We start from the raw sequence: 23,087 nt of genomic DNA on the forward strand, positions 1-23,087 counted from the left end.
TCAGCGGGACGGTCAGCAGGAGGCCCTCAGAGCTTGTCGACGACGAAGTCGATGCACGACGTCAGCTTGCTGACATCGTCCGGCTCGATCGCCGGGAACATGCCGACGCGCAGCTGGTTGCGACCGAGCTTGCGGTACGGCTCGGTGTCGACGACGCCGTTGGCGCGCAACGTCTTCGCGACCGCCGCCGCGTCGACCTCGTCGTCGAAGTCGATGGTGCCGACCACCTGGCTGCGCTGCGACGGGTCGGCGACGAACGGTGTCGCGAATTCGCTCGCCTCGGCCCATTGGTAGAGGCGTGCGCTGGAATCGGCGGTGCGCGAAACGCACCAATCGAGACCGCCCTGGCCGAGCATCCACTGCACCTGGTTGTCGAGGAGCAGCAACGACGCCACGGCTGGGGTGTTGTACGTCTGGTTCTTGCTGCTGTTGTCCACAGCGGTCGGCAGCGAGAGGAACTCGGGGCACCACCGGTCGGTCTCGGCGATATGCGAGATCCGTTCCAAGGCGCGCGGGCTCATCAACGCGATCCACAGGCCGCCGTCGGAGGCGAAGCACTTCTGCGGTGCGAAGTAGTACACGTCGGCGTCGGCGATGTTCACCGGGAGGCCGCCGGCGCCGGAGGTCGCGTCGATGGCGACGAGTGCATCGTCAGAGCCCGCCGGACGGGTCACGGGCACGGCCACGCCCGTGGAGGTCTCGTTGTGCGCCCAGCCGATCAGGTCGATGCCGCCGAAGTCGTCGGCGGTCAGCGCGGCGGGATCAGGCGCGGTCCCCGGGTCGGTGGAGATCACCGCGGGCGAGTCGAGGAACGGGGCCTTCTTGGCGACTGTGGCGAACTTCGACGAGAACTCGCCGTAGGTCAGGTGCAGGGAACGCTGCTTGATCAGTCCGAACGCAGCGGCATCCCAGAAGGCGGTGGTGCCGCCGTTGGAGAGCACCACCTCGTACCCGTCGGGCAGGGCGAACAACTCCGACAGGCCGGCGCGGATGGAGCCGACGACATTCTTCACCGGCGCCTGACGGTGGCTGGTGCCGAACACCGACGCACCGGTGTCGACGAGGGATTGCAGTTGTTCCGGGCGCACCTTGGACGGGCCGCATCCGAAGCGGCCGTCCGACGGCAGGAGGTCGGCGGGAATCGTGATCGGTGCGGTGGCGGTGTCACTCATGTCCGCAAGTCTAAGGTTGTGGCCCCGACCACCCCGGTCAGGCCCCACCGAGTATCTGTTGACCCCGGCTGAACGTGTGTTTAGCATCTTGTACATGCGTTTAGCTGACGCCGACGATCGCACCACCCGCGCTCGGGTCCGCGACACCGCCATCGAGGTGTTCGCCCGCGACGGCTTCACCGCGACCGTGCGCACGATCGCCGAGGCCGCCGGGGTGAGTCCGGGGTTGGTGATCCATCACTTCGGCAGCAAGGAGAAGTTGCGGGCCGAGTGCGACGAACATGTCCTGCGGCAGACCCGTGAGGCCAACGAACAGGGGCTCGACGAGCAGGCCGGTCCGCACGCGTTCGCCGGATTCGTGCGGCGGATGGAGGAGATCGACTCCGATGGCCCGCGCATCGTCTATCTCATCCGCAGTCTGCAGGCGGGCGGCGAGATGGCCCGTCAGTTGCTGGCGCACCTGGCCGAGGACGCCGAACAGACCTTCCGCAAAGGCGTGGCCGCCGGAACCATCCGGCCCTCCCGCGACGAGGCCGCCCGCGCCCGGTACATGGTCGCGCAGTCGATGGGTGCATTGCTGGTCGACGTGGTGATGAATCCGCCCGCGGACTGGTCGGATGCCGGGGTGATCCTGCAGTCCTACGTCGACCGGGTGGTGTTGCCCGCAGCCGAACTCGCCGTTCACGGGGTGATGACCGACGAGTCATTGCTCGATGCGGTACTGGCCTATCGAGAGGAACGCAATGACCATGACTCTGACTGATCCGGTGATCGACATCGAGGGGCTACGGAAAACGTTCGGCTCGTTCGCCGCCCTCGACGGCCTCGATCTCACCGTGTGCGCCGGCGAGATCGCCGGATTTCTCGGTCCCAATGGCGCCGGGAAGTCCACCACGATCCGCACCATGCTCGGGATGTACCGGCCCGATGCCGGGCGAGTCGCGGTATTCGGGCGCAACCCGATGGCCGACGCGGTGGCGATCCATCGTCGTCTCGCCTATGTGCCCGGCGACGTCAATCTATGGCCACAACTGTCCGGCGGCGAATGTATTGACCTGCTCCTGTCGTTGCGCGGTCTGCGAGTCGAGTCCGGCAGACGCAAGAACGAACTGATCGACCGGTTCGACCTCGACCCCACCAAGAAGGCCTCGGCATACTCGAAAGGGAACCGCCAGAAGGTGGCGTTGATCGCCGCGCTGTCGGCGCCATGCGAACTGCTGGTGCTCGACGAGCCCACCTCCGGACTGGATCCGCTGATGACACGCGAGTTCACCGATTGCGTGCGCGAAGTCGCCGACGGCGGGGCGGCGGTACTGATGTCGAGCCATCTCCTCGACGAGGTCGAGCAACTGTGCCAGACGGTCACCATCATCCGGGCCGGCAAGACGATCCGGTCCGGCCCGCTCACCGAACTGCGCCACCTGCGACGCTCACGGGTGACCGCCACCATCGGAGTCGGCGCACACGACCTGGCCTCGATTGTCGGCGTGCACGACTTCACCGTCGACCACGATCAGGTCAGCTTCACCGTCGCCGACGCCGGACTGGCCGAAGTCACCCGCATCCTCGCCCGACTCGACGTGAGGGGGTTGGCGGTCGAGCCGCCGAGTCTCGAGGAACTGTTCCTGCACGTCTACTCCGAACCCCGCGAGGTCGGGGCATGACGGCGGGGACGGCGGGAGTCGCCGGCGTGCGCGCGAGCGTGGTGTCGCATCAACTGGCCCACGTCGGAGTGCTCGTGCGACTCGGCCTACGACGCGAACGGATTCTCGCGCCGATCACGGTTGTGTTGTTCGTGTTGATCAACGTGTCGACCGCACGGGCGATCTCAGGGATGTACGAGACACCCCAGCAGCGGCTGAGCCTGCAGGCCGGGCCCGGTGCCAACCCGGCCTTCCGATTTCTGCTCGGTGAGTTGACCCACGTGGAACCTACTGCGGCGCTGGTTTCCTGGCGCGCGGGGCTGTTCCTGATCGCCGCGCTCGGGGTTTGCGCGGCGATGATGACCGTGCGGCAGACCCGCAAAGAGGAGGAACTCGGCCGTACCGAACTCGTCCGGGCGGCCGCCGTGGGCCCGCTGGCACCGGCCGCCGCGGCCGCGGCCGTCGCTACCCTCTTCGTCGTCATCGTCTCGGGGGCAATGGCAGTGATCCTGCTCCCGCTGGGGGCCGATGCAGGCGATGCGGTCGCCGTGTTCGCGCAGTACGCCTCGACCGGGCTGGCTGCGATCGGGGTGGCGTTGGTCGCCGCGCAGATCGCGACCACCTCCCATATCGCCAACCTGACCGCCAGTTCGGTTGTCCTACTGGGCTACCTGCTTCGCGGTGCAGCCGACGCAACCGACGACTGGGCATGGCTGAGGTGGACCAACCCGATCGGATGGGCTGAGCAGATCGACCCGTTCGGGAACAACGATCTGCTGCCCGCCGTGTTGTCGGTGGCGGTGTTCGTCGGCGGGACGGCCATCGCCGGGCGGGTCGCGGTGCACCGCGATCTGGGAGCCGGGCTGATCGCCCAGCGCCGCGGTCCGGCGGCGAGTTCTCGCCTGCCACGCGTCGAGTCGTTGGCGGTGCGGCTGTCTCGGTCGTTGCTGTTGGCTTGGGCTGCAGGCATATTCGTCTACGCGTTGATCATCGGTTTCATGCAGCCCTCAGTGGCCGACCTCGCGCAGGGCAACGAACAGTTTGATCAGGTCATGCGCGCCGCACTCGGTGACGCGACGTTGAGCACGTTGTTCGGGATGACCATGCTGGGCTTCCTCGCTGTCGCCGCCTCGGCATGGGGAGTCAATTTGGCCGAACGTCTGCGGGCCGAGGAGTCGGCCGGTCGCGCCGAGGTGATACTCACGACGCCGACTGCTCGGGGCCGCTATTTCCTCACCTACACGGTGATCGGTGCGGTGGGCGGCGTCACCCTGGTGATCGTGGCGGCGGCCGGCATGGTGCTCGGCTCCGGCATCGCGGGCGGGGGATGGTCGAGAGCCGCAACCAACGCCGCGCAAACGGGCGCAGTGCAGGTTCCGGCGATGCTGGTCGTGGTGGCGATAGCGCTTGCGCTCTACGCGATCCGACCGTCGCTGGCCCATGTCGGATGGGTGGTCGTGGTGGGGGCGTTGCTGCTCGGGCCGCTGTCGGGCATGTTCGACCTGCCGCAGTGGGCCGCCGATCTGTCGCCGTTCACCCACACCCCGCTGGTGCCGGTGGACCCGATGCGCGCGACCCCGATCGTCGTGCTGATCGGGGTCGCGGCGCTGTTCGTCACGACTGGCTGGGCGATCTTTCGTCGTCGACAGATCGGCTGACCTCGCCGTTGGTGGACCCGTCGCCATCTGCGAGGGGATCCTCGGGTTCCTCGTACGCACCCATCGCGAACGATCCGGTCTCCGGGTCGACCGTCACGGCGTGATGCGGTACCTCGTGCACCGCGACGATCAGCTCGCCGGTATCGGGCTTGTCGGCGTTGTCGGGCAGTCCCGCGAAGGTCGCCGACATCGGACGCCGGCGTTTCTCGTGACGATGCGCCGGTTCGGCGGCTGCGGCGACGGCGGCCGCCTCGCTCCCATTGCCCAAACTGAGGTGAAGGAATCTCGGCTGCACGGCGATGTCGTAGTGGAACGCCCGTAGCAACGAGATACACGCGAGCACCATGACGATCGAGAACGGCACCGCCGTGGCGATCGACATCGTCTGCAAGGCGGTCAACGAGTCGGTGCCGCCGACCAGCAGCAGCACGGCTGCCGTCACCCCTTCGAGGCTGGCCCAGTAGACCCTGGTCAGGACTGGGGTCTCGATCTTGCCGCCGGTGGCGAGCATGTCAACGACCAGCGACCCGGAGTCCGACGACGTCACGAAGAACATGACCACCACGATGATCGCTATGACGCTGGTGACCGCGGCCAGCGGGAACCCGTCGAGCAACTGGAACAGCGACGTGTTTGCGTTGACGCTGCCGTCATCGAGCATGTTGCCCTCCTGCTGCTGACGCAGGATGCCGGAGTCGCCGAAGATGGTGAACCAGATGGCGCTGATGAACGTCGGGAGCAGCAGCACACCGGCGATGAACTCACGGATGGTGCGGCCGCGGGAGATCCGGGCGACGAACATGCCCACGAACGGGGCCCAACTGATCCACCAGCCCCAGTAGAAGATGGTCCAATCGGCCATCCAGGTGTCGTCGGCGAACGGCGCGGTGCGCAGCATCATGTCCGGCAGCGTGGCGATGTAGTTGCCCATGTTCTGCACCCAGGACTGCAGCAGGAACAGCGTGGACCCCAGGACCAGGACGAACGCGGCCAACAGCGCCGCGACCGCCATGTTGATGTTCGACAGCCATCGCAGGCCCTTGGTGACACCGGTGACCACGGAGAAGATCGCCAGGCTCGTGATCAGGAAGATCATGATGACGACCACCCAGTTGTTGACCGTCAGCCAACCGAGATACTCCAGGCCGGCCGAGATCTGCTGGATGCCGAAACCCAGCGAGGTGGCGACACCGAACAAAGTGCCGACGATGGCGACGACGTCGACCAGATGCCCGATCCAGCCTTCGACACGTTCGCGGCCGATCAACGGCTCGAGCAGCCAGCGCACCGCGAGCGGGCGTCCTTTGCGGAACGTCATGTACGCCAGGCCGAGACCCACGACGACGTAGATGCCCCAGGCGTGCAGGCCCCAGTTGAACAGCGTGAGTTCCATCGCCTGATTGGCGGCGGCGTCGGTGGAACCTTCGATGCCACCGGCTTCGGGTGGCGTGATGTAGTGCGACAGCGGTTCGGCGACGCTGTAGAACACCAGGCCGATGCCCATGCCGGCGGCGAACAGCATCGCGAACCAGGACAGGACACCGAACTCGGGCTCTTCGTCGTCTTTGCCGAGTCGGATCGTTCCGATCCGGCTGATCGCACAGTAGATCGCGAATATCACGAACCCGGTGACGATGAGGATGTACCACCAACCCACGCCGGAGGTGATCCACCCGTTCAGCTTTTGAAATGCGTCGGCTGCCGTGCTCGCGTAGATCACGCAGAAGATGATCAAGGCGAAGATGATCAGCGACGCGGTGACGAACACCGGTTTGTGCTGCTCCCGCCAGGCGGACCGGAACATATCTCGCTCCCTTGCAACTCGTGCACATCGACGATCGTCGTCGACGCGGAGCGGCACAGCGTGCTGCTCGGCATCGACGGCAGTCGACCTGCTCACATCGGCGGCGAACCGACCGGTTCCGCGACGTATTCGCGACCTAATCGGACGCTACTGCAGAATCAGGGTGTGCAATCAGTGGTATTCGGGCAATCGTTATGTGTCTGATTTATGACCCTACGACACCGGCTTGCCCTATGCGCGGGGGCGGGGCGGGGCGCACCTCCCCGCGATCGGGTGCGGATCAGAGTCCCGGCGCCGGTTTGACGTCGCCCCAGCCTGCGACGTCCTCGGGTCGTCGTGGGCTTGGTCCGGTGTAGATGGCGGCGGGTCGGACGAGTTTGGCGAGGCGTTTTTGTTCGAGGATGTGGGCGCACCATCCGGCGGTGCGGCCGCAGGTGAACATGGCGGGCATCATGTGGGGTGGGACCTCGGCGAAGTCGAGGATGACTGCGGCCCAGAATTCGACGTTGGTCTCGATGGCGCGGTCGGGGCGGCGTTCGCGTAGTTCGGTGAGTGCGGCTTGTTCGAGGGCTGCGGCCACTTCGTAGCGGGGGACGTCGAGTTCTTGGGCGGTGCGGCGTAGTACGCGGGCCCGGGGGTCCTCGGCGCGGTAGACGCGGTGTCCGAAGCCCATCAGTTTTTCTTTGCGGTCGAGGATGCCGCGGACGAGGCCGCGGGCGTCGCCGGTGGTTTCGACTTCTTCGATCATCGGGAGCACTCGGGCCGGTGCGCCGCCGTGCAGTGGCCCGGACATCGCGCCGATCGCGCCCGACAAGGATGCGGCGACGTCGGCGCCGGTGGAGGCGATCACGCGTGCGGTGAATGTCGATGCGTTGAGGCCGTGTTCGGCTGCGCTGACCCAGTAGGCGTCGATGGCTCGGATGTGTCGGGGGTCGGGGTCGCCTTTCCATCGGGTCATGAAACGTGCGGTGACGGTGTCGCATTGGTCGATGATGTGTTGGGGGACGGCGGGCTGATGGATGCCGCGGGCCGATTGGGCGACGTAGGACAGTGCCATCACCGAGGCGCGGGCGAGGTTGGCGCGGGCGGTGTCGTCGTCGATGTCGAGGAGGGGTCGGTAGCCCCAGATGGGGGCGAGCATGGCCAGGGCGGCCTGTACGTCGACGCGTACGTCGCCGGTGTGGATGGGCAGGGGGAAGGGTTCGGCCGGGGGGAGTCCGTCGCCGAATCGGCCGTCGACGAGCAATGCCCACACATCGGCGAAGGTGACGTGGTTTTCCACGAGGTCCTCGATGTCGACGCCGCGGTAGCGCAGGTTGCCGCCGTCTTTGTCGGGTTCGGCGATCTCGGTGGTGAACGCCACCACTCCTTCGAGACCGGCGACGAAATCGTCGGGCACCGTGTTGGACATCGAAGACCACCTCACCTCGACACGCACATCGTGTGGACCACTGTCGTGGGGATACCACACCGCGATCCACCACGACCCGCAATCTCACCAGGAACTCTAGGACAGGAGCACACCGGCGGCATACCGGGGAGTAACCGTGCGTCGCGGAGTAGCCTCACCTCGTGGCCGATGATGCGATTGACCTACCCAACATGCGGGTGGGCTACGGCGGCGGCATCCCACCGAACATCGGCGAAGGGGACCGCGCGGCGGGTGCCGACGGCATCCGCGAGAACCTCGATCCGAGCTGGCTACGCGGGGACCCGCCCTGGTTGGACCTGTTTCATGTGTGGCTGCGTGAGGCCATCGACTCGCGCATCCCCGAACCCAACGCCATGGTGCTCGGGACCGCCGACGCCGAGGGCATCCCGTCCACACGCACCGTGCTGTGCAAAGGGGCCGACGCGTCGGGCATCGTCTTCTTCACCGGCTACGACTCCGACAAAGGGCACCACCTGGCTGCCAATCCGTATGCGTCGGTGACCTTCCCGTGGATCGCGCTGGAGCGCCAGGTTCACTTCCGCGGAGCGGTGGAGCACGTGACGATGGAGGAGACCGCGGAGTACTGGTACATGCGACCACGCGGCTCCCAACTCTCCGCGTACGCATCTGCGCAGTCGCAACCCATCGAGACCCGTACCGACCTCGAGGATCTCGCGGCCCGGGTCGCCGCGCAGTTCGGCGGATTCGATGCCGGCGCAGAGATTCCGGTGCCGCCGGCGTGGGGCGGCTATCGACTGGTGCCCACGACCGTCGAGTTCTGGCAGGGGCGTGCCAACCGGCTGCACAATCGGGTTCGCCTGACCCGATCGGACGGCGGGTGGGAGGCCGTGCGACTGCAGCCGTGAGCCACTACTAGGCTTCGCTGGTGCCCACCGCTCCCCGGCCGAGGCGGCTGTCGAGTCGACGACTGCTCGCGGACACCACGCCACTGCGGAATCCTTACTTCCGGCGACTGTGGACCGCGAACATCGTCACCGTCGTCGGCGCGCAGCTGACCGTCGTCGCGGTGCCGGCGCAGATCTACCAGATCACCGGCAGCTCGGCCTATGTAGGCCTGACCGGCGTGTTCGGCCTGGTTCCGCTGATCGTGTTCGGTTTGTGGGGTGGTGCGCTGGCCGACGTGTTCGACCGCAGGCGCATCCTGATCGTGACGACACTGGGTCTGATCGGCTGTAGCGCGCTGTTCTGGGCGCAAGCGGCGCTCGGTGTCGGGAATGTCTGGCTTCTGTTGAGCGTCTTCGCCGTTCAGCAGGCGTTCTTCGCCGTCAACCAGCCCACCCGCACCGCCGTGCTCCCGCGACTGTTGCCGCTGACCGAATTGCCCGCCGCCAATTCGCTGAACATGACGGTGATACAGGCGGGCGCCATCGCCGGACCGCTCGTCGGCGGCGCGTGATCCCGGTACTCGGCTACGCCACGCTGTACCTGGTCGACACACTGAGCCTGCTGGCCACGCTCTGGGCGGTGCTCCGATTACCCGTATTGCGTCCGGAACTCGCGGACGGTCAGCGCCGTCCCGCCGCCGGGTTGCGGTCGGTGCTCGACGGATTCCGATACCTGCGCGATCACCGGGTGTTGTTGGCCAGCTTCCTGGTGGATCTGATCGCGATGATCTTCGGGATGCCGCGCGCACTGTTCCCGCAGATGGCGCACGAGAGCTTCGGCGGTCCCGAAGGTGGTGGTCTCGCGTTCGCCTTGCTGTTCGCGGCGATTCCGCTCGGATCGGTGATCGGTGGGGTGTTCTCCGGGTGGGTCGTGCGGGTGCGCCGTCAAGGTCTGGCCGTGATCGTGTGCATCCTGATCTGGGGTGCGGCCATCTCGGTGGCCGGTGGGGCGCTGTTCTTCGCGCACGGTACGGCGTTGCCGATGCTGCCGGTCGTGGTGGTCGCGCTGATGGTCGGCGGGGCGGCGGACATGGCCTCGGCGGCATTTCGGCAGACGATGCTGCAGGCCGCGGCCACCGACAACGTCCGTGGCCGATTGCAGGGCGTGTTCATCGTCGTGGTGGCCGGTGGGCCCCGCATCGCCGACGTCACGCACGGGGCCACGGCGGCCGTGGTCGGCACCGCGGTGGCGACCGCAGGCGGCGGGCTGGCCGTGATCGTGCTGACGATCGTTGCCGCGCTGGTCATTCCGGCGTTCGTCCGATACCGGGCCGGTCAGCTGGCCTGAGTGATGGGGCAGTCCGTCGCGACTCGGACAAAGTGCCTGCTCAGCGAAGCCGCGGATTCGGTGCCAGTATGGTGCCATGAGTGCGGTAGTCGACAACCCCACGGGCACCTTCGCGGTGCCGATCATCGACATCACGCCGTACACGGCCAACGGAGACGCGGCGCAACGCGCAGTCGTCGCCGCCCAGATCGACGACGCCGCCAGCACGGTCGGTTTCATCCAGATCATCGGGCATCAGATCCCGGCCGCGGTGATCGAGGAGTTCACCGCGGTGATGGATGATTTCTTCGCGTTGCCGCTCGAGGAGAAGAAGGCCTACCGTACGCCGCCGGAGATCAATCGCGGGTATTCGCCGCCGAAGTCGGAGTCGTTGTCGTTGAGCCTCGGCGTGGAGCCGGCCGAGGGCATGAACGACTTCTTCGAGGCCTACAACGTAGGCGTCGAGGCCGCCGCCTACCCGGACCTCGAACTGCCCGACGATCAGTACGCCGGCAACACCTGGCCGAGTGTCGACCACTTCGAGGCGGCCGTGTCCGCGTATTTTGCCGAGGCCTCGCGGGTGGCGCACACCCTCACCCGGATCTTCGCCGAGGCGCTCGATCTCCCGCCGGATTTCTTCGACGGATACACCGACCATTCCCTCGACGTGCTGCGGATGAACAACTACGCGCTGCCGCCCGGCGAGGTGGAGCTCGACGGTGAGCTGACCGGCATGGGTGAGCACACCGACTACGGGATCGTCACGGTGCTATGGGCCGACCAGGTGCGTGGACTGCAGGTCCTCGATCGGGACGGCGAGTGGCACGATGTGGAGCCCGCGGACGGCGCGTTGCTGATCAACCTGGGTGACCTGATGGCGCGCTGGACCAACGAACGCTGGATGTCGACGCTGCACCGCGTGAAGCCGCCGGTGATCGACGGAACCATCGAACGTCGTCGGTCCGCCGCGTTCTTCCACGACGGCAACATCGATGCCACCATCTCCACCCTCCCGTCGTGTGTGGGTGCGGGCAGTCGCTATTCGCCGATCACGGTCGGCGAGCACATCGGCGCCAAGCTGGCCGGCTCGCGCGCGGGGCTGTCGAATCCCTACGCGCGCCGCGAAGCGCAACGCGTCCGCCAGGCGATGCGTCGCGGCATGGGCCAGCAGTAGCCCCGACCCGCTCAGTCGGAGCTGATGCGGCCCGGGTAGGTGGCGCGCCGTGCGGCGTGCACCGGACAGTAGTGCATCGGGTTGTCGCGCTCGGCTTCCGGCGGCAGGTTGCGGGCGGGGGTGTGCACCAGCGGGGCGTCGTCAGCCACCCGACCGTGCACGCGATCCCAGGCGTCGCGGGGACGCGGATGGCGCAGGAACCGTTTCGGCAGCAGGCGGTGCATCACCAGGTTCACGCCCCTACCGAGTAGGCGGAATCGTCGCTCGTCGGTCTCGCTCCACGGCAGCCCGAGGATCTCACGCACCGGTTCGTCGTAGAAGCCGGTGGTCATCCAGGTGAAGAATCGCTGGTTCTGTTCGGCCATGAAGCGGAACCAGAACCACTCCGGGATGAACGAGAGAAACGGTGGCGGTGGGAGCTTGCTGATGTCGAGCACCGTACGTACGGCCGGATGATCGCGAAGCTCGTTGCGGCACATGTAGTCCCAATACTCGAGGAAGTCCTCGTAGGTATCCGGGACCGGGCGCATGGAGACGCCGTACATCGCGTACCAGGCTTTCGACTCCTCGAATAGTTGCCGCTTCTGGTCCTCGCTCAGCCACGGGCCGAACCGCTCGCAGAGTCGGACGTTGCCGTACCAGAATGTGGCGTGCGCCCAGTAGAAGACGTCGGGATCGAGGGCGTGATACCGAGAACCATCCTCCATCTCGCCCTTGACGTCCCGGTGGTAGTCGCGCACCTCCTCGCCGGTGGTCGGACCCGAGTCGGGCACGGGGTCGAACACCACGCCACTGATGGGGTAGAGCGAGCGCATCAACCGTTGCCAGCGTTCGCCGAAGAAGTCCGAGTGCTCCCAGACGGCCGCGCCGAGTTTGGGGTGCATGTTCTGCATGGAGCCGGCCCACAGGCCCTGGAACATCCCGGTCCAGGTGCCCCAGATCTGCCACGTCAACGAGTCCGGGCCGAGCGGCGTGTAGTCCTCGGCGCGGATGGGCGCCGGGCGCCGGTGCTCGATCGATGAGTCCTCTGGCGTGTTCGTCAGCACCTCGGTCATGAGACGAAAGTTTAGAATCGTCTCACCCGGGGTGTCAATGTTCACCGAATGCGGAAGCGCACCCTATCGCCCGCGACGAGCTGCGCCGCGCGGTCCGACGACGCTGCGGTGAGAACGGCGACGACGGGGTATCCGCCGGTGACCGGGTGATCGGCGAGGAACACGACCGGACGTCCACTGGGTGGGATCTGCACAGCGCCATGCGGGATGCCCTCGGAGGCGAGTTCTGCGGTGTCGGCGCGATGGACGACCAGCGGGTCATCGCTGTCTTCGGGACGGGACAGTCGCACACCCACCCGGTTGCTGTCGGCGCCGACCACCCACACGCCACGGGTCAGATGCGCGGGGGTCTGTACATGATCGCGGCGTGGTCCCTCGGTGGCCTCGAGTTCGGTCACCGCCGAGTCCGCGGCCGCCCGGGGCGCCGACGATGTGGCCGGCCAGTCCTCGGTGGGTTGGCCCACCGGCAGTTCGGTACCGGCACGCAGCGCGGGCGGACCGAGGTCGGACAGGGTGTCGGTGGAGCGGGACCCCAGCACGAGCGGGACGTCGATGCCGCCGCGAATCGCAACATAGTTGCGGCACCCGCGGGTCGGACTCTCGATGGTCACCTCGGCTCCGTCGGAGACCGGGAGCGCAGCGTCGACGCCGACCGGTATCCCGTCCACGCGGACTTCGGCGCGGGCCCCCGTCACCGCCATCAGCACATCGCCGTGGAGTCGAATGTGCAAGCCTCCCAACGTGGCCTCGATCACGGCTGCCGATTCCGGGTTGCCGACGAGTCGGTTGGCCAAGGTCAACGCCCCGCGGTCCGCGCCACCGGACACCGGGACCCCGAGGTGGGCGTATCCGGCGCGGCCGAGATCCTGCACCGTGGCCAGCGGGCCGGGCGCGACGACGGTGACCTGCCGGTGTCGATCACTCATCCGCGACGAACCTCACCAGGCTGCCCGGCCGCAGTCGGGCCGGGGGGACCGCCGCCTCGTCCCACATCGTCATCGACGTCGCGCCGAGCAGCTGCCAGCCACCGGGACTGACCCGCGGATACACCGCGCTGTAGCCCGCGGCGATCGCGACCGCGCCGCGCGGGACACGGGTGCGCGACTCGGACCGCCGGCCCACCGTGCACAACGGATGGTCGTGTTCGTCGTGGGGGATGAGGTAGCCGAAGCCGGGGGCGAAGCCCATGAACTGCACCTGCCACAGGGTGTTCGTGTGCAATTCCACGACCCGCGGGATGTCGACATCGAGCAGTCGGGCGACGTCGGCGAGGTCGGGCCCGTCGTAAACGACGGGAATCCGCAGTTCGTCGTCGGCCCCGCCGGCGGTCGCCACGCTCGCATCGCCGGTGCGCAGTGCCCGGTGGACGCCGAGGGTGTCGATACCGTTCCCTCGATCGGCCTGCACCAGCACGGTCTGCGCGCTGGGTACCACGTCGGCGATGAGGAGGGTTCCCGCCGTCCGGGCGGCATGCAGGGCGGCGGTGGCGCGCGCAACCGCCTCGGTCGGCGCCGGGTGGCCGGAGAAGTCGAGCATCACCGCGTCGTGACCTGCGGGCAACTCGCGCATACGTCCAACCTACCGGCCACTCAGCGGCCATGATGACACCACGAACAGCGGCGTGGCCGGATCTGTCCGCGTGGCGGATTGCCGGTCCGGCCGAGATGCTCGACAACGAAAAGGTGCGAATGCGCGAAATCGTGGTGTGTGGTGAAGCGCTGGTCGACGTGGTGGGAACGTCGGCGAGTCCGGCTGGTGCCGGCGGTGGCTTGTCGCCGCTGCAGCCGGCGCTCGGTGGTGGCCCGTTCAATGTTGCGGTCACTCTCGGCAGGCTGGGGAGCGCGGTCTCGTTGTGCTCGGCGGTGTCCACCGACACCTACGGCGAGGCCATCGTGTCTGCGCTGCGCTCCGCGGGCGTCGGCACGTCGCTGTTGCAACGGCGGGCCGAACCCACGTCGCTGGCCCTGGCGACGATCGGACCCGACGGCGGCGCGCAGTATTCGTTCTACGTGGAGGGCACCGCGGACTGTCAGGTGAGCGACCCCGGCCCGTTGGCCAGCACGGTGGCCGCGGTGTGTTTCGGCACCCTGTCGATGGTGCTGGAACCTGGTGCGTCGGTGTATGAATCGCTGTTGCGGCGATCTCACGGCGAGGGGCGGTTGGTGATTGTCGACCCGAACATCCGGCCGGCGGTGATCGCAGATCCCGACGCGTACCGTCGTCGGTTCGCGTCCTGGACATCGTCGGTCGACATCGTGAAGCTCTCCGACGAGGACGCCGGGTGGTTGGCGAGCGGACCCGACGGCACGACCGGCGACGAATGGCTCGCGGCAGGTGTGAGCGCGATCATAACGACGGCGGGGGCGGCCGGAATCACCGTCCGGACCCGCCACACCGAGCTGACCGTACCCGCACCGCCTACTCAGGTTGTCGACACCATCGGTGCAGGTGACAGCGTTGTCGGCGGTGTGCTGCGACACCTGGATCGGATTGGTGCGCTGTCATCGGTGGCGGTGGCCGAGCTCGACGCCGATCAATGGCGCGCGACCGCCGAATTCGCAGGTGAGGTCGCTGCGGTGACCGTTTCCAGGCCCGGCGCGGACCCTCCGTGGGCGAGCGAGCTGGCAAGCGACTAGGTTGTAGCCAACAGCATCCTTACCCGGATCTGCGTTGAACATAGGCTCAAACCTGAGTAAAGGGGTTCGTGTGTCCGCTGAAACAGTCCCAGCTGACCAGGCATCCGATACGGCATCAGCGACCGTGACCTACCCCGGTGGGCAGCTGGAGCTTCCGATCCTGAAGGCCACCGAGGGGTCCGATTCCGTCGCGCTGGGCAAGTTCCTCGCCGAGACCGGGCTGACCACCTTCGACGGTGGCTTCGTCAACACCGCGTCGACCAAGTCGGCGATCACCTACATCGACGGCGATGCGGGCATCCTGCGCTACCGGGGCATCCCCATCGATCAGCTCGCGGAGAAGTCCACCTTCATCGAGGTCAGTTACCTGCTGATCTACGGTGAGCTGCCGACGCCGTCCCAGCTCGACGACTTCACTGACAAGATCCGTCGGCACACCCTGCTGCACGAGGACCTCAAACGGTTCTTCGACGGCTTTCCGCGCAACGCGCACCCGATGCCGGTGCTCTCCAGTGCGGTCAACGCGCTCTCGGCCTACTACCAGGATTCGCTGGATCCCAAGGACCCGGAGCAGGTCGAGCTGTCCACGATCCGGCTGCTCGCAAAGTTGCCCACCATCGCTGCGTACGCCTACAAGAAGTCGGCCGGACAGCCGTTCCTCTACCCGGACAACTCGCTGAGCCTGGTGGAGAACTTCCTGCGGATGACCTTCGGCTTCCCGGCCGAGCCCTATGAAGTGAACCCCGAGGTCGCCAAGGCGTTGGACATGCTGTTCATCCTGCACGCCGACCACGAGCAGAACTGTTCGACCTCGACCGTGCGCCTGGTCGGTTCGTCGCAGGCCAACCTGTTCACGTCCATCTCCGGCGGCATCAACGCCCTGTGGGGTCCGCTGCACGGCGGCGCCAACCAGGCGGTGTTGGAGATGCTCGAGGAGATCCGGCTCTCCGGTGGCGACACTCAGGCCTTCATGAACAAGGTCAAGAACAAAGAGGCCGGCGTGAAGCTGATGGGCTTCGGGCACCGCGTCTACAAGAACTACGATCCGCGTGCCGCCATCGTCAAGAAGACTGCGGACTCGATCCTGGAATCCCTTGGCGTTCAGGATGATCTGCTCGATATCGCCAAGGGTCTGGAAGAGGTCGCACTCAATGACGACTACTTCATCGAGCGCAAGCTCTACCCGAATGTGGACTTCTACACCGGTGTCATCTACCGTGCGATGGGCTTCCCGACCCGGATGTTCACCGTGCTGTTCGCACTCGGCCGGCTGCCCGGCTGGATCGCACACTGGCGTGAGATGCACGAGGACCCGGCAGGCAAGATCGGTCGTCCGCGCCAGCTCTACACGGGCTACACCGAGCGCGACTATGTCGCCATGGATGCGCGCTGACCGACCCGCGGGGAGCCGGCGGACGACATCGACAAGCCGTCCGCCCACAGATACCGACTGACGACTCAAAGGAGAGTCCCGTTGACCAGCGCTGAGAAACCCGAAGTCGATTTCCCCGAGGGGCCTGCCCCGTCCGAACTGCAGATCACCGATCTTGTGGTCGGCGAGGGCGCCGAAGCCCAGCGGGGTGGCGTCGTGGACGTGCATTACGTGGGCGTCGAGTTCGAGACCGGTGAAGAGTTCGACTCCTCCTGGGATCGCGGCCAGTCCGCAAACTTCCCGCTCGAGCGCCTCATCCCCGGTTGGCAGGAGGGCATCCCCGGTATGAAGGTCGGCGGTCGGCGTCGGCTCACCGTGCCGCCGCAGTTGGCCTACGGCCCGGCCGGTGCCGGCCACCGTCTGTCCGGCAAGACGCTGGTGTTCGTCATCGACCTGCTGGGTGTGGGGTAGTCCATTTCCGCACGACCCTCGCTGCTGTGGCTCCGGCGCGATCTGCGCCTGGGCGATCTTCCGCCGCTGATCGCGGCGCAGGAAGCCGCTGACGCGGTACTGATCTGTTTCGTCGTGGACCCGCGACTGGAGAAGTCGTCGGGTCCACGACGTTTGAGTTTTCTCTTCGACTCGCTGCGCGACCTCGACGAGCAGTTGTCCGGGCGGCTCCTGGTGGTCCGCGGTCGGCCCGACGAGGAGATCCCCCGATTGGCCCGCGCCGTCGATGCGTCGTCGGTCCATGTGAGCGAGGACTATTCGCCGTTCGGTCGTCGGCGTGACGGGGCAGTGGCCGAAGCGTTGGGCGACACCACATTCGAGGCGGTGGGCTCGCCGTACCTGGTGTCGCCGGGACGGGTCACCAAATCCGATGGCGAGCCCTACAAAGTGTTCACGCCGTACTTCAAGCAGTGGCGCAGCCACGGGTGGCGCGCTCCGGCGTCGTCGTCGGTTTCCGCTACCGACCTCGTGGATCCCAGCACCATCAAGCGTTCCGGCCGCATCAAGATTCCCGCTGCCCCCACCGAATTGTCGCTGCCTGCCGGGGAGCGGGCAGCGTTGCAGCGGTGGCGGACCTTCGTCGACGACGATCTCCCCGGCTACGACGACGACCGTGACCGACCCGATCTCGACGTCACCAGCCGGATGTCGGCCTACCTGAAGTTCGGCAACATCCACCCGCGCACGCTGGCCGCCGATCTTGGCAGATCGAAAGGCGCGCAAGCGTATCTGCGGGAGCTGGCGTTTCGCGATTTCTACGCCGACGTGCTCTACCACTGGCCGAAGAGCGCCTGGCACAACTGGAACAGCCAATTCGACGACATCGCCCTGGACACCGACAAGTCGGCCTATGAACGCTTCGACACCTGGAAGAAGGGGCGTACCGGCTTCCCGCTGGTCGACGCCGGTATGCGCCAGCTGGCCGAGTCGGGATTCATGCACAACCGGGTACGCATGCTCACCGCGTCGTTTCTGGTGAAGGACCTGCACTTGCCGTGGTGGTGGGGTGCCCAGTGGTTTCTCGACCAGCTGATCGACGGGGACATGGCCTCCAATCAGCATGGGTGGCAATGGGCTGCCGGTACGGGAACCGATGCGGCGCCGTACTTCCGGGTGTTCAATCCCGATACTCAGGCCGGGCGGTTCGACCCGGACGGCGAGTATGTGAAGCGCTGGGTGCCGGAGTACGGGTCGGACGACTATCCCGACCCCATGGTCGACCACAAAGCGGAGCGAGAAGAAGCACTCCGGCGCTTCGGCGAGATCTGACCCTGATCAGCGAGCAAGCGACAGTGCCTCACTCCACTTGATGCGGGTGCCGGTACGCAAGATCGACCGCTGATAGATCCGCGAGGCAAACCAGGTTGCTGCGGCGCAGGCCAGGATCATCAGCACGAAGGTGACGATGACCTGCATGGTCGAGGTGTCGCCGGTCGCGATCCGAATCGGCATGAGCGCGGCGCTGAACGGCGGAATCCACGTGAGTACCTGAATCAACGTGGAATCCAGTGCCTGGATGCCGAAGATGCCCGAGTACATCACCGCCATCGCGAGGATGGTCAACGGCGCGGAACTGGCGTTGAGTTCCTCCTGCCGGGAGACGAGTGCGCCTGTCGCGGCGTAGAGCGTTGCAAAGAACAGGAATCCGAGCACGAACCACGCGATGACGGCGGCGAACATGCCGATAGCCGTGCCCTGGATGGTCAGCAACCCGGTGGCCATGCCGGCGATCAACGCGGTCGCTCCCAGCAACAGAACCTGCGCCATCGCGATCGCGCCGATCCCGATGATCTTTCCCCACAAGAGGTGCAGCGGTTTGATGGTGGCCAGCAACAGTTCGACGACGCGTGAGGTCTTCTCCTCGACCACGCCGACGGCCACCATGGAACCCCCCATCATGATCGCCGTGATGAGCAGGATCGTCCCGACCAGCGCGATGACGATACGTTGTCCCTCATCCGGTCGGTCGGGGGTCGTCTGCTCCACGGTGAGCGATGCCCGGGGCAGCGTGGCCGCGTCGACACCACGATCGGAGAGGGCTTGGTTCAATGACGCCTGGTCGACCGAGGACCGGAGGATGCCATCGAGCGTCGGACTGAGACCGCTGTCGGAGATCGCAACGAACTGTGCGTTCGGCCCGACGACCAGCGCGGCGTCGAGCTCTCCGTCGGCCACTTGATTGCGCGCGTCCTCGGCCGTCGCCACCGGTTGCACGTCGACCGGGCTGCCGGTCGCGTTCCCGAATTCCTCGATCGTGCTCGACAATGCGGGGCCACCCTCGACGACGCCGACCTTGTCGGGTTCGGAATCGCCTGCCAATGCCGACCACACGACTGCGCCGACGATGATCACGACCATCAGTAGCCCGGTACTGATGAGGAATGATCGGGTTTTGGCGCGGGTGACGATTTCTCGTTGGGCGACCAGCCAGATCGATTGGGCGGCTGAGGATTGCGGGACAGAGGAGTTCATGCGGAAACGGCCTCTCGGAACAGTTCGGTCAGATCGGGAGTCGAGGGCGCGAACCGGTGTACCGGTCCGGTGCGCAGGGCAGCGGCGAGGATGGACTGGTCGTCGGCGATCGTCGGGTCCACGCGCAGCGACGTGATGTTGTCTGTGTGCCGATAATCGGCGCCCAGAACGCCGGGCAGACCGTCGGCCCACCGGGTCGTGGTCGGCGGCCCGGTGATCTCCAGGGTGACGCCGTCGCGGGCACGTAGTTCGTCGACGCGTCCGAGCGCACGCATCTGGCCGCGCGCCACGATGCCGACGCGATCGCACAACCGTTGGACCAGGTCGAGCTGATGCGACGAGAAGATCACCGGGATACCCTCGGCAGCTTTCTCTTTGAGGACATCACTCATCACATCGACGGCCACTGGGTCGAGACCGGAGAAAGGCTCGTCGAGGACCAGTACGCGAGGATCGTGGACGAGTGCGGCAGCGAGTTGCACGCGTTGCTGGTTGCCCAGGCTCAGATCGCCCACATCGTCATTGACACGCTGGTCGACCCCGAGTCGGGTGGTCCAACGGTCCACACTTTCCTGCGCGGCTCTGATGGACATACCGTGCAGGCGAGCGAGAAAGACGAGTTGTTCACCCACTTTCATCTTCGGATATAGGCCGCGCTCCTCGGGCATGTACCCGATCTGACGGCGGGTGTGCAGATCGATGGGATTCGCACCGAGGGTGACGCGGCCTGCGTCGGCTGCGAGAACACCCAGGATGATGCGCATGGTGGTGGATTTGCCGGCGCCGTTGCTGCCGACGAATCCGAACAACTCCCCGGGTGACACCTGGAAAGTCATGTCCTGCAGGGCGACCAGATCGCCGTATCGTTTGTGTAGGCCGTCGATGATCAACGGTTCGTTCATCGCGTGCTCCGTTCGGGGTCGGCGGTGTCTGGGTTGTCCGGGTCGGGGAGGGGCGCGGAGCCGGGGTGGTGCGCGGAGTCCTCGGGGTAGGCGGGGGCGACTTCGAGATCTTCGGGATCGGGGTCGGACATCCACCATGTGGTCAGCAGTGTCGGCAGCATCACCGCGCACAACACGAGCGTGATCAGCACGATCGCGGTGCCGTACACCGCGTCGCCGCTGACCTGGTCTTGGGTACTGAGGGCGACCAAGATGAAGTAGGGCACGAACATCAGCGAGTACAGCACGATGAATGCCATCGATCGTGCCGAGTTACGTTGTGCCGCTTGAATCTCGTCGAGGGCCGAGACGGGCGTGTCGGCGATCGACCCGGTGACGATACGGAGCAGGTACTGGCATACGAGCGAGCCGACCACTGCCACCCCGAACGGCACGATGAACCACTCGGTGAAGTAGGAGAGGACGGCGGCGATGCCGGCGACGGCGAGAATCACCAACTGGCACACCACCAATGTGCGATAGCCGCGACGGTTGCGCCACCGTCGGAGGGAGCCGGCATGCCTGGTGTTGAACCGCAGATGCCGCTGGGCTCGCCAGAGATCGTAGCGACGCCAGAATTCCGGAGTCGCCTCCTCGGGAACGGCGGAGTTGGGGTCCCTCATCGTGCACCTCCAAGGTCTGAAGTCGGTGAATCGTGGCTGTCCGGACGCCGATACAGTTCCGCCGACATCGCACCGAATTCAGTGCGACTGAACACGGCTTCGACGGGTAAATCGAATACGGCGCAGATGCGGAAGGCCAGATCCAGGCTGGGATAGTTGTCGCCCCGTTCGAGTGCGCCCACCGACTGCACATTCACCCCGACCATCTCGGCGAGTTGGGCGCGGGTGAGCTTGCGCTCGGCGCGTAACACGCCGATCCGGTTGTAAATGGGGAGCTTGTCACCCCGCCGCACTGGACTCACCTGACCAAGTGTTGTGAAAACACAACAACATGTCAAGGGGATACATCGAAATGCTGTTAATCGAGGAATTCTGCGACATTGCGTGCAGCTTCGCGGCCGGCTCTGTTCGCCCCGATGGTCGACGCGGACGGCCCGTACCCCAGTAACTGCACCCGCGGATCATCGGCGACGGTAGTCGCGAGCCGGCCCGTCATGGTGATTCCACCGCCGGACGAGCGCAGGCGCAGTGGTGCCAGATGATCCAGTGAGCTGCGAAAACCGGTGTTCCAGAAGATGACGTCGACGTCGAGATGATCACTCCCGGCCGGGCCGGTACCGCAGTCCCAGCACACGCCGGTCTCGGTGATCCGGGTGAACATCCGGTGCCACGTCAGGATGCCGTCATCGCGGGCGGAGGCGATCGACGGGGTCAGTGCCAACCCGGTGACCGACACCACCGACGTGGGCGGCAGGCCGGCGCGTACTCGCTCCTCGACCCGGGCCACCGCCTGTCTGCCCTTGTCGGGGTCGAACGGTGTGGCGTCGAAGACGGGTTCGGTGCGCGAACACCAGTACGTCTCGACGCCGACAGCATGCCGTGCGATCTCGATCAGCAACTGCACCGCAGAGATTCCGGCGCCCACCACCAGGACCCGTTGGCCGGCGAACTCGTCGGGGCCCACATAGTCATGGGTGTGCAGTTGCCGGCCGCGGAAGTCTGCGATACCGGGGACATACGGGACGAAAGGCCGCTCCCAGGTGCCGGTGGCGTTGATGATGGCGCGTGCGCCGATGACGGCTCCGTCGCCGAGTGTGACGGCGAATTCGCCGTCGGTGTAGTTGTCGTCAGCGTGGTCGACCATCTCGACGCTGACCGGACGCCGAATGGCGAGTCCGAACTTCTCTTCGTACCTGCCGAAGTATTCGGGCACGGCGGTGGCGGCGGGGAAGGCCTCGCAGTCTCGGCCCAGGGCTTCGACCAACCCGAGTCCGGGGAGATCGTGCACGCCGTTGGCGGTCGCGAGGGTCAGGGTGGGCCAACGGAACTGCCAGGCGCCACCGGGGCCGGGCGCGTGGTCGAGCAACAGGTAGCGGTTGCCGAGACCGAATCGCTGCAGGAAGTAGGCCGCCGATAACCCCGCCTGTCCGCCGCCGATCACCACCACATCGGTTCGGTCAGCCATGTCCACGGTTCTCAGTCTGGCATCGTGCTCGGGTGTGGTGCCCGCCGCCGTGGGCACAGACGCCGAACCCGGGGGATGGGTAGGCTTCGGCTCATGATCCACTCGTCTGCCACTGGGACCGTTGTGACCATCGAGCTGGACCGGGTCGACAAGCGCAACGCTCTCGACGAGCAGATGCTTGCCGGATTGTCGGACGCCTTCACCTCCGCGGTCGATGCGGGCGCGCGGGCCATCGTGGTGACCGGGCGCGGATCGGTGTTCTGCGCGGGCGCTGATCTGTCCGGGCCCGTCTACGACCCGGGGTTTCTGGACCGACTGGTGGGCACGCTGCAGCAGATCGAGGCCACCCCGATTCCCGTGATCGCCGCGTTGAACGGTTCGGCGCTGGGGGCGGGTCTGCAGCTGGCCATGGCGGCCGATCTGCGCGTGATGGCGCCCGATGCGATAGCGGGTATCCCGGCCGCGAAGATCGGAGTCGCAGTAGACGAGTGGACCATCCGGCGCCTGGTGTCGCTGGTCGGCGCCGGTCAGGCGCGTGGCATGCTCATCGGGTGTGATCCCTTGTCGGCCGATCGGGCGCATGCGCTGGGGTTTGCGAATCGCATCGGGGATCTGACCGACGCGCAGCATTGGGCGTCCATGATCGCCGATCTCGCGCCGCTGACCCTGCGGCACTACAAGATGGTCCTCAATGAGGACGGTGCGCGCACCGAGCCCGCCGCCGATCGGCTCGCGGCGATGATGCAGGCTTGGGAGAGCGATGATCTCGCGGAGGGGCGGGCGGCACGCGCCGAGAAGCGCGCGCCGAGATTCTCCGGACGCTAGTGTCCGACTAGTCCTGATCACGGTCGTCGGCGGCTTCGGCTTCCTCTCGTCGTTGGCGGTTGCGTTCGCGTTCTTGCTGTCGGCGGGCGTGTTTGGCTGCCACCCGAGGTGTGGAGCGGGTGGGTGGTGTCGG

General features: G+C 66.4%; 21 protein-coding genes and 1 pseudogene. 11 read left to right on the forward strand and 11 right to left on the reverse strand.

Annotated elements, in window-relative coordinates:
• Positions 1-26: 26 nt before the first annotated feature.
• A complete protein-coding gene (gene serC / locus OSB52_RS23680) occupies positions 27-1,172 on the reverse strand; it encodes a phosphoserine transaminase (protein WP_235725450.1) in 1,146 nt (381 codons plus the stop codon).
• Positions 1,173-1,266: 94 nt separating this feature from the next.
• On the opposite strand from serC, the gene OSB52_RS23685 reads away from it, so the two are divergent.
• From OSB52_RS23685 to OSB52_RS23695, 3 genes are read left to right on the forward strand one after another with little or no spacing between them, the layout of a single operon-like run.
• Positions 1,267-1,935: a TetR/AcrR family transcriptional regulator gene (locus tag OSB52_RS23685; protein ID WP_266063756.1), complete on the forward strand. Its 669-nt coding sequence runs from the start codon at positions 1,267-1,269 to the stop codon at positions 1,933-1,935.
• A complete protein-coding gene (locus OSB52_RS23690; RefSeq protein WP_277615387.1) occupies positions 1,922-2,836 on the forward strand; it encodes an ABC transporter ATP-binding protein in 915 nt (304 codons plus the stop codon). Before OSB52_RS23685 ends, OSB52_RS23690 begins: the two co-directional genes overlap by 14 nt.
• Positions 2,833-4,473 (forward strand): ABC transporter permease, encoded by a 1,641-nt coding sequence (locus OSB52_RS23695; protein ID WP_266063759.1) that lies wholly within the window; start codon positions 2,833-2,835, stop codon positions 4,471-4,473. Before OSB52_RS23690 ends, OSB52_RS23695 begins: the two co-directional genes overlap by 4 nt.
• Here the strand turns inward: OSB52_RS23695 and OSB52_RS23700 are convergent.
• Together OSB52_RS23700 and OSB52_RS23705 are read right to left on the reverse strand one after the other, a co-directional pair.
• A complete protein-coding gene (locus OSB52_RS23700) occupies positions 4,430-6,277 on the reverse strand; it encodes a BCCT family transporter (protein WP_235725454.1) in 1,848 nt (615 codons plus the stop codon). The two genes, OSB52_RS23695 and OSB52_RS23700, sit on opposite strands and share 44 nt — an antisense overlap.
• Positions 6,278-6,557: 280 nt before the next feature.
• Positions 6,558-7,688, reverse strand: a complete 1,131-nt coding sequence (locus tag OSB52_RS23705; protein ID WP_235725455.1) for a citrate synthase 2 — start codon at positions 7,686-7,688, stop codon at positions 6,558-6,560.
• A 191-nt stretch (positions 7,689-7,879) separates the two neighbouring features.
• Here OSB52_RS23705 and pdxH point away from each other — a divergent pair, with 191 nt between their 5' ends.
• The 3 genes and pseudogenes from pdxH (at position 7,880) to OSB52_RS23720 (ending at position 11,055) form a co-directional block, all read left to right on the forward strand.
• Entirely contained in the window at positions 7,880-8,575 is a 696-nt protein-coding gene (gene pdxH, locus OSB52_RS23710) for a pyridoxamine 5'-phosphate oxidase (RefSeq protein ID WP_266063769.1), read from the forward strand.
• Between the two features lie 47 nt (positions 8,576-8,622).
• A pseudogene (locus OSB52_RS23715) lies at positions 8,623-9,902 on the forward strand (MFS transporter).
• 76 nt (positions 9,903-9,978) lie between these two features.
• Entirely contained in the window at positions 9,979-11,055 is a 1,077-nt protein-coding gene (locus OSB52_RS23720) for an isopenicillin N synthase family dioxygenase (RefSeq protein ID WP_266063760.1), read from the forward strand.
• Between the two features lie 11 nt (positions 11,056-11,066).
• Here OSB52_RS23720 and OSB52_RS23725 read toward each other — a convergent pair whose 3' ends face one another.
• The 3 genes from OSB52_RS23725 to OSB52_RS23735 are packed head-to-tail and all read right to left on the reverse strand — an operon-like array spanning position 11,067 to position 13,679.
• Entirely contained in the window at positions 11,067-12,110 is a 1,044-nt protein-coding gene (locus tag OSB52_RS23725; RefSeq protein ID WP_266063761.1) for an oxygenase MpaB family protein, read from the reverse strand.
• 41 nt (positions 12,111-12,151) lie between these two features.
• The gene (locus OSB52_RS23730; protein ID WP_266063762.1) at positions 12,152-13,036 is read right to left on the reverse strand and encodes a 5-oxoprolinase subunit C family protein; all 885 of its coding nucleotides are present in this window, start codon (positions 13,034-13,036) and stop codon (positions 12,152-12,154) included.
• Positions 13,029-13,679 carry a 5-oxoprolinase subunit B family protein gene (locus OSB52_RS23735; RefSeq protein ID WP_266063763.1) on the reverse strand — a complete coding sequence of 217 codons (651 nt, stop codon included), beginning with the start codon at positions 13,677-13,679 and terminating at the stop codon, positions 13,029-13,031. The genes OSB52_RS23730 and OSB52_RS23735 overlap by 8 nt, the downstream gene beginning before the upstream one ends.
• A 119-nt stretch (positions 13,680-13,798) precedes the next feature.
• Between OSB52_RS23735 and OSB52_RS23740 the strand changes: the two genes are divergently transcribed.
• The 4 genes from OSB52_RS23740 (at position 13,799) to OSB52_RS23755 (ending at position 17,897) form a co-directional block, all read left to right on the forward strand.
• Positions 13,799-14,746, forward strand: coding sequence for a carbohydrate kinase family protein (locus OSB52_RS23740; protein ID WP_266063770.1), 948 nt, complete (start codon positions 13,799-13,801; stop codon positions 14,744-14,746).
• Between the two features lie 70 nt (positions 14,747-14,816).
• Positions 14,817-16,139, forward strand: coding sequence for a citrate synthase (locus tag OSB52_RS23745; RefSeq protein ID WP_266063764.1), 1,323 nt, complete (start codon positions 14,817-14,819; stop codon positions 16,137-16,139).
• 81 nt (positions 16,140-16,220) lie between these two features.
• On the forward strand, positions 16,221-16,589 hold the full coding sequence (locus OSB52_RS23750) for an FKBP-type peptidyl-prolyl cis-trans isomerase (RefSeq protein ID WP_266063765.1): 369 nt from the start codon (positions 16,221-16,223) through the stop codon (positions 16,587-16,589).
• 24 nt (positions 16,590-16,613) lie between these two features.
• Complete coding sequence (locus OSB52_RS23755; protein ID WP_266063771.1) at positions 16,614-17,897, forward strand: cryptochrome/photolyase family protein; 1,284 nt, start codon at positions 16,614-16,616, stop codon at positions 17,895-17,897.
• A gap of 6 nt (positions 17,898-17,903) precedes the next feature.
• On the opposite strand, the gene OSB52_RS23760 is transcribed toward OSB52_RS23755, so the two are convergent.
• From OSB52_RS23760 to OSB52_RS23780, 5 genes are read right to left on the reverse strand one after another with little or no spacing between them, the layout of a single operon-like run.
• The gene (locus OSB52_RS23760; protein WP_266063766.1) at positions 17,904-19,100 is read right to left on the reverse strand and encodes an ABC transporter permease; all 1,197 of its coding nucleotides are present in this window, start codon (positions 19,098-19,100) and stop codon (positions 17,904-17,906) included.
• On the reverse strand, positions 19,097-20,002 hold the full coding sequence (locus OSB52_RS23765; RefSeq protein ID WP_235725464.1) for an ABC transporter ATP-binding protein: 906 nt from the start codon (positions 20,000-20,002) through the stop codon (positions 19,097-19,099). Before OSB52_RS23765 ends, OSB52_RS23760 begins: the two co-directional genes overlap by 4 nt.
• On the reverse strand, positions 19,999-20,664 hold the full coding sequence (locus tag OSB52_RS23770; RefSeq protein WP_266063767.1) for a hypothetical protein: 666 nt from the start codon (positions 20,662-20,664) through the stop codon (positions 19,999-20,001). Before OSB52_RS23770 ends, OSB52_RS23765 begins: the two co-directional genes overlap by 4 nt.
• A complete protein-coding gene (locus tag OSB52_RS23775) occupies positions 20,661-20,966 on the reverse strand; it encodes a helix-turn-helix transcriptional regulator (protein ID WP_235725466.1) in 306 nt (101 codons plus the stop codon). Before OSB52_RS23775 ends, OSB52_RS23770 begins: the two co-directional genes overlap by 4 nt.
• Before the next feature lie 56 nt (positions 20,967-21,022).
• Positions 21,023-22,129 carry an NAD(P)-binding domain-containing protein gene (locus tag OSB52_RS23780; protein WP_266063768.1) on the reverse strand — a complete coding sequence of 369 codons (1,107 nt, stop codon included), beginning with the start codon at positions 22,127-22,129 and terminating at the stop codon, positions 21,023-21,025.
• Positions 22,130-22,222: 93 nt separating this feature from the next.
• Here OSB52_RS23780 and OSB52_RS23785 point away from each other — a divergent pair, with 93 nt between their 5' ends.
• On the forward strand, positions 22,223-22,954 hold the full coding sequence (locus OSB52_RS23785) for an enoyl-CoA hydratase (RefSeq protein ID WP_235725468.1): 732 nt from the start codon (positions 22,223-22,225) through the stop codon (positions 22,952-22,954).
• Positions 22,955-23,087 lie beyond the last annotated feature (133 nt).

Origin of the sequence: Gordonia aquimaris, from assembly GCF_026262595.1 — a bacterium.
GTDB classification, from domain to species: Bacteria; Actinomycetota; Actinomycetes; order Mycobacteriales; family Mycobacteriaceae; genus Gordonia; species Gordonia tangerina.

Excerpts from the sequence above, each read along its gene's own strand:
- OSB52_RS23760 (WP_266063766.1), bottom strand. The coding sequence starts at position 19,100 with ATGAACTCCTCTGTCCCGCAATCCTCAGCCGCCCAATCGATCTGGCTG.
- OSB52_RS23765 (WP_235725464.1), bottom strand. The coding sequence starts at position 20,002 with ATGAACGAACCGTTGATCATCGACGGCCTACACAAACGATACGGCGAT.
- OSB52_RS23730 (WP_266063762.1), bottom strand. The coding sequence starts at position 13,036 with ATGAGTGATCGACACCGGCAGGTCACCGTCGTCGCGCCCGGCCCGCTG.
- OSB52_RS23770 (WP_266063767.1), bottom strand. The coding sequence starts at position 20,664 with ATGAGGGACCCCAACTCCGCCGTTCCCGAGGAGGCGACTCCGGAATTC.
- OSB52_RS23685 (WP_266063756.1), top strand. The coding sequence starts at position 1,267 with ATGCGTTTAGCTGACGCCGACGATCGCACCACCCGCGCTCGGGTCCGC.
- pdxH (WP_266063769.1), top strand. The coding sequence starts at position 7,880 with ATGCGGGTGGGCTACGGCGGCGGCATCCCACCGAACATCGGCGAAGGG.
- serC (WP_235725450.1), bottom strand. The coding sequence starts at position 1,172 with ATGAGTGACACCGCCACCGCACCGATCACGATTCCCGCCGACCTCCTG.
- OSB52_RS23690 (WP_277615387.1), top strand. The coding sequence starts at position 1,922 with ATGACTCTGACTGATCCGGTGATCGACATCGAGGGGCTACGGAAAACG.
- OSB52_RS23740 (WP_266063770.1), top strand. The coding sequence starts at position 13,799 with ATGCGCGAAATCGTGGTGTGTGGTGAAGCGCTGGTCGACGTGGTGGGA.
- OSB52_RS23695 (WP_266063759.1), top strand. The coding sequence starts at position 2,833 with ATGACGGCGGGGACGGCGGGAGTCGCCGGCGTGCGCGCGAGCGTGGTG.
- OSB52_RS23720 (WP_266063760.1), top strand. The coding sequence starts at position 9,979 with ATGAGTGCGGTAGTCGACAACCCCACGGGCACCTTCGCGGTGCCGATC.
- OSB52_RS23735 (WP_266063763.1), bottom strand. The coding sequence starts at position 13,679 with ATGCGCGAGTTGCCCGCAGGTCACGACGCGGTGATGCTCGACTTCTCC.
- OSB52_RS23725 (WP_266063761.1), bottom strand. The coding sequence starts at position 12,110 with ATGACCGAGGTGCTGACGAACACGCCAGAGGACTCATCGATCGAGCAC.
- OSB52_RS23700 (WP_235725454.1), bottom strand. The coding sequence starts at position 6,277 with ATGTTCCGGTCCGCCTGGCGGGAGCAGCACAAACCGGTGTTCGTCACC.
- OSB52_RS23785 (WP_235725468.1), top strand. The coding sequence starts at position 22,223 with ATGATCCACTCGTCTGCCACTGGGACCGTTGTGACCATCGAGCTGGAC.
- OSB52_RS23780 (WP_266063768.1), bottom strand. The coding sequence starts at position 22,129 with ATGGCTGACCGAACCGATGTGGTGGTGATCGGCGGCGGACAGGCGGGG.
- OSB52_RS23705 (WP_235725455.1), bottom strand. The coding sequence starts at position 7,688 with ATGTCCAACACGGTGCCCGACGATTTCGTCGCCGGTCTCGAAGGAGTG.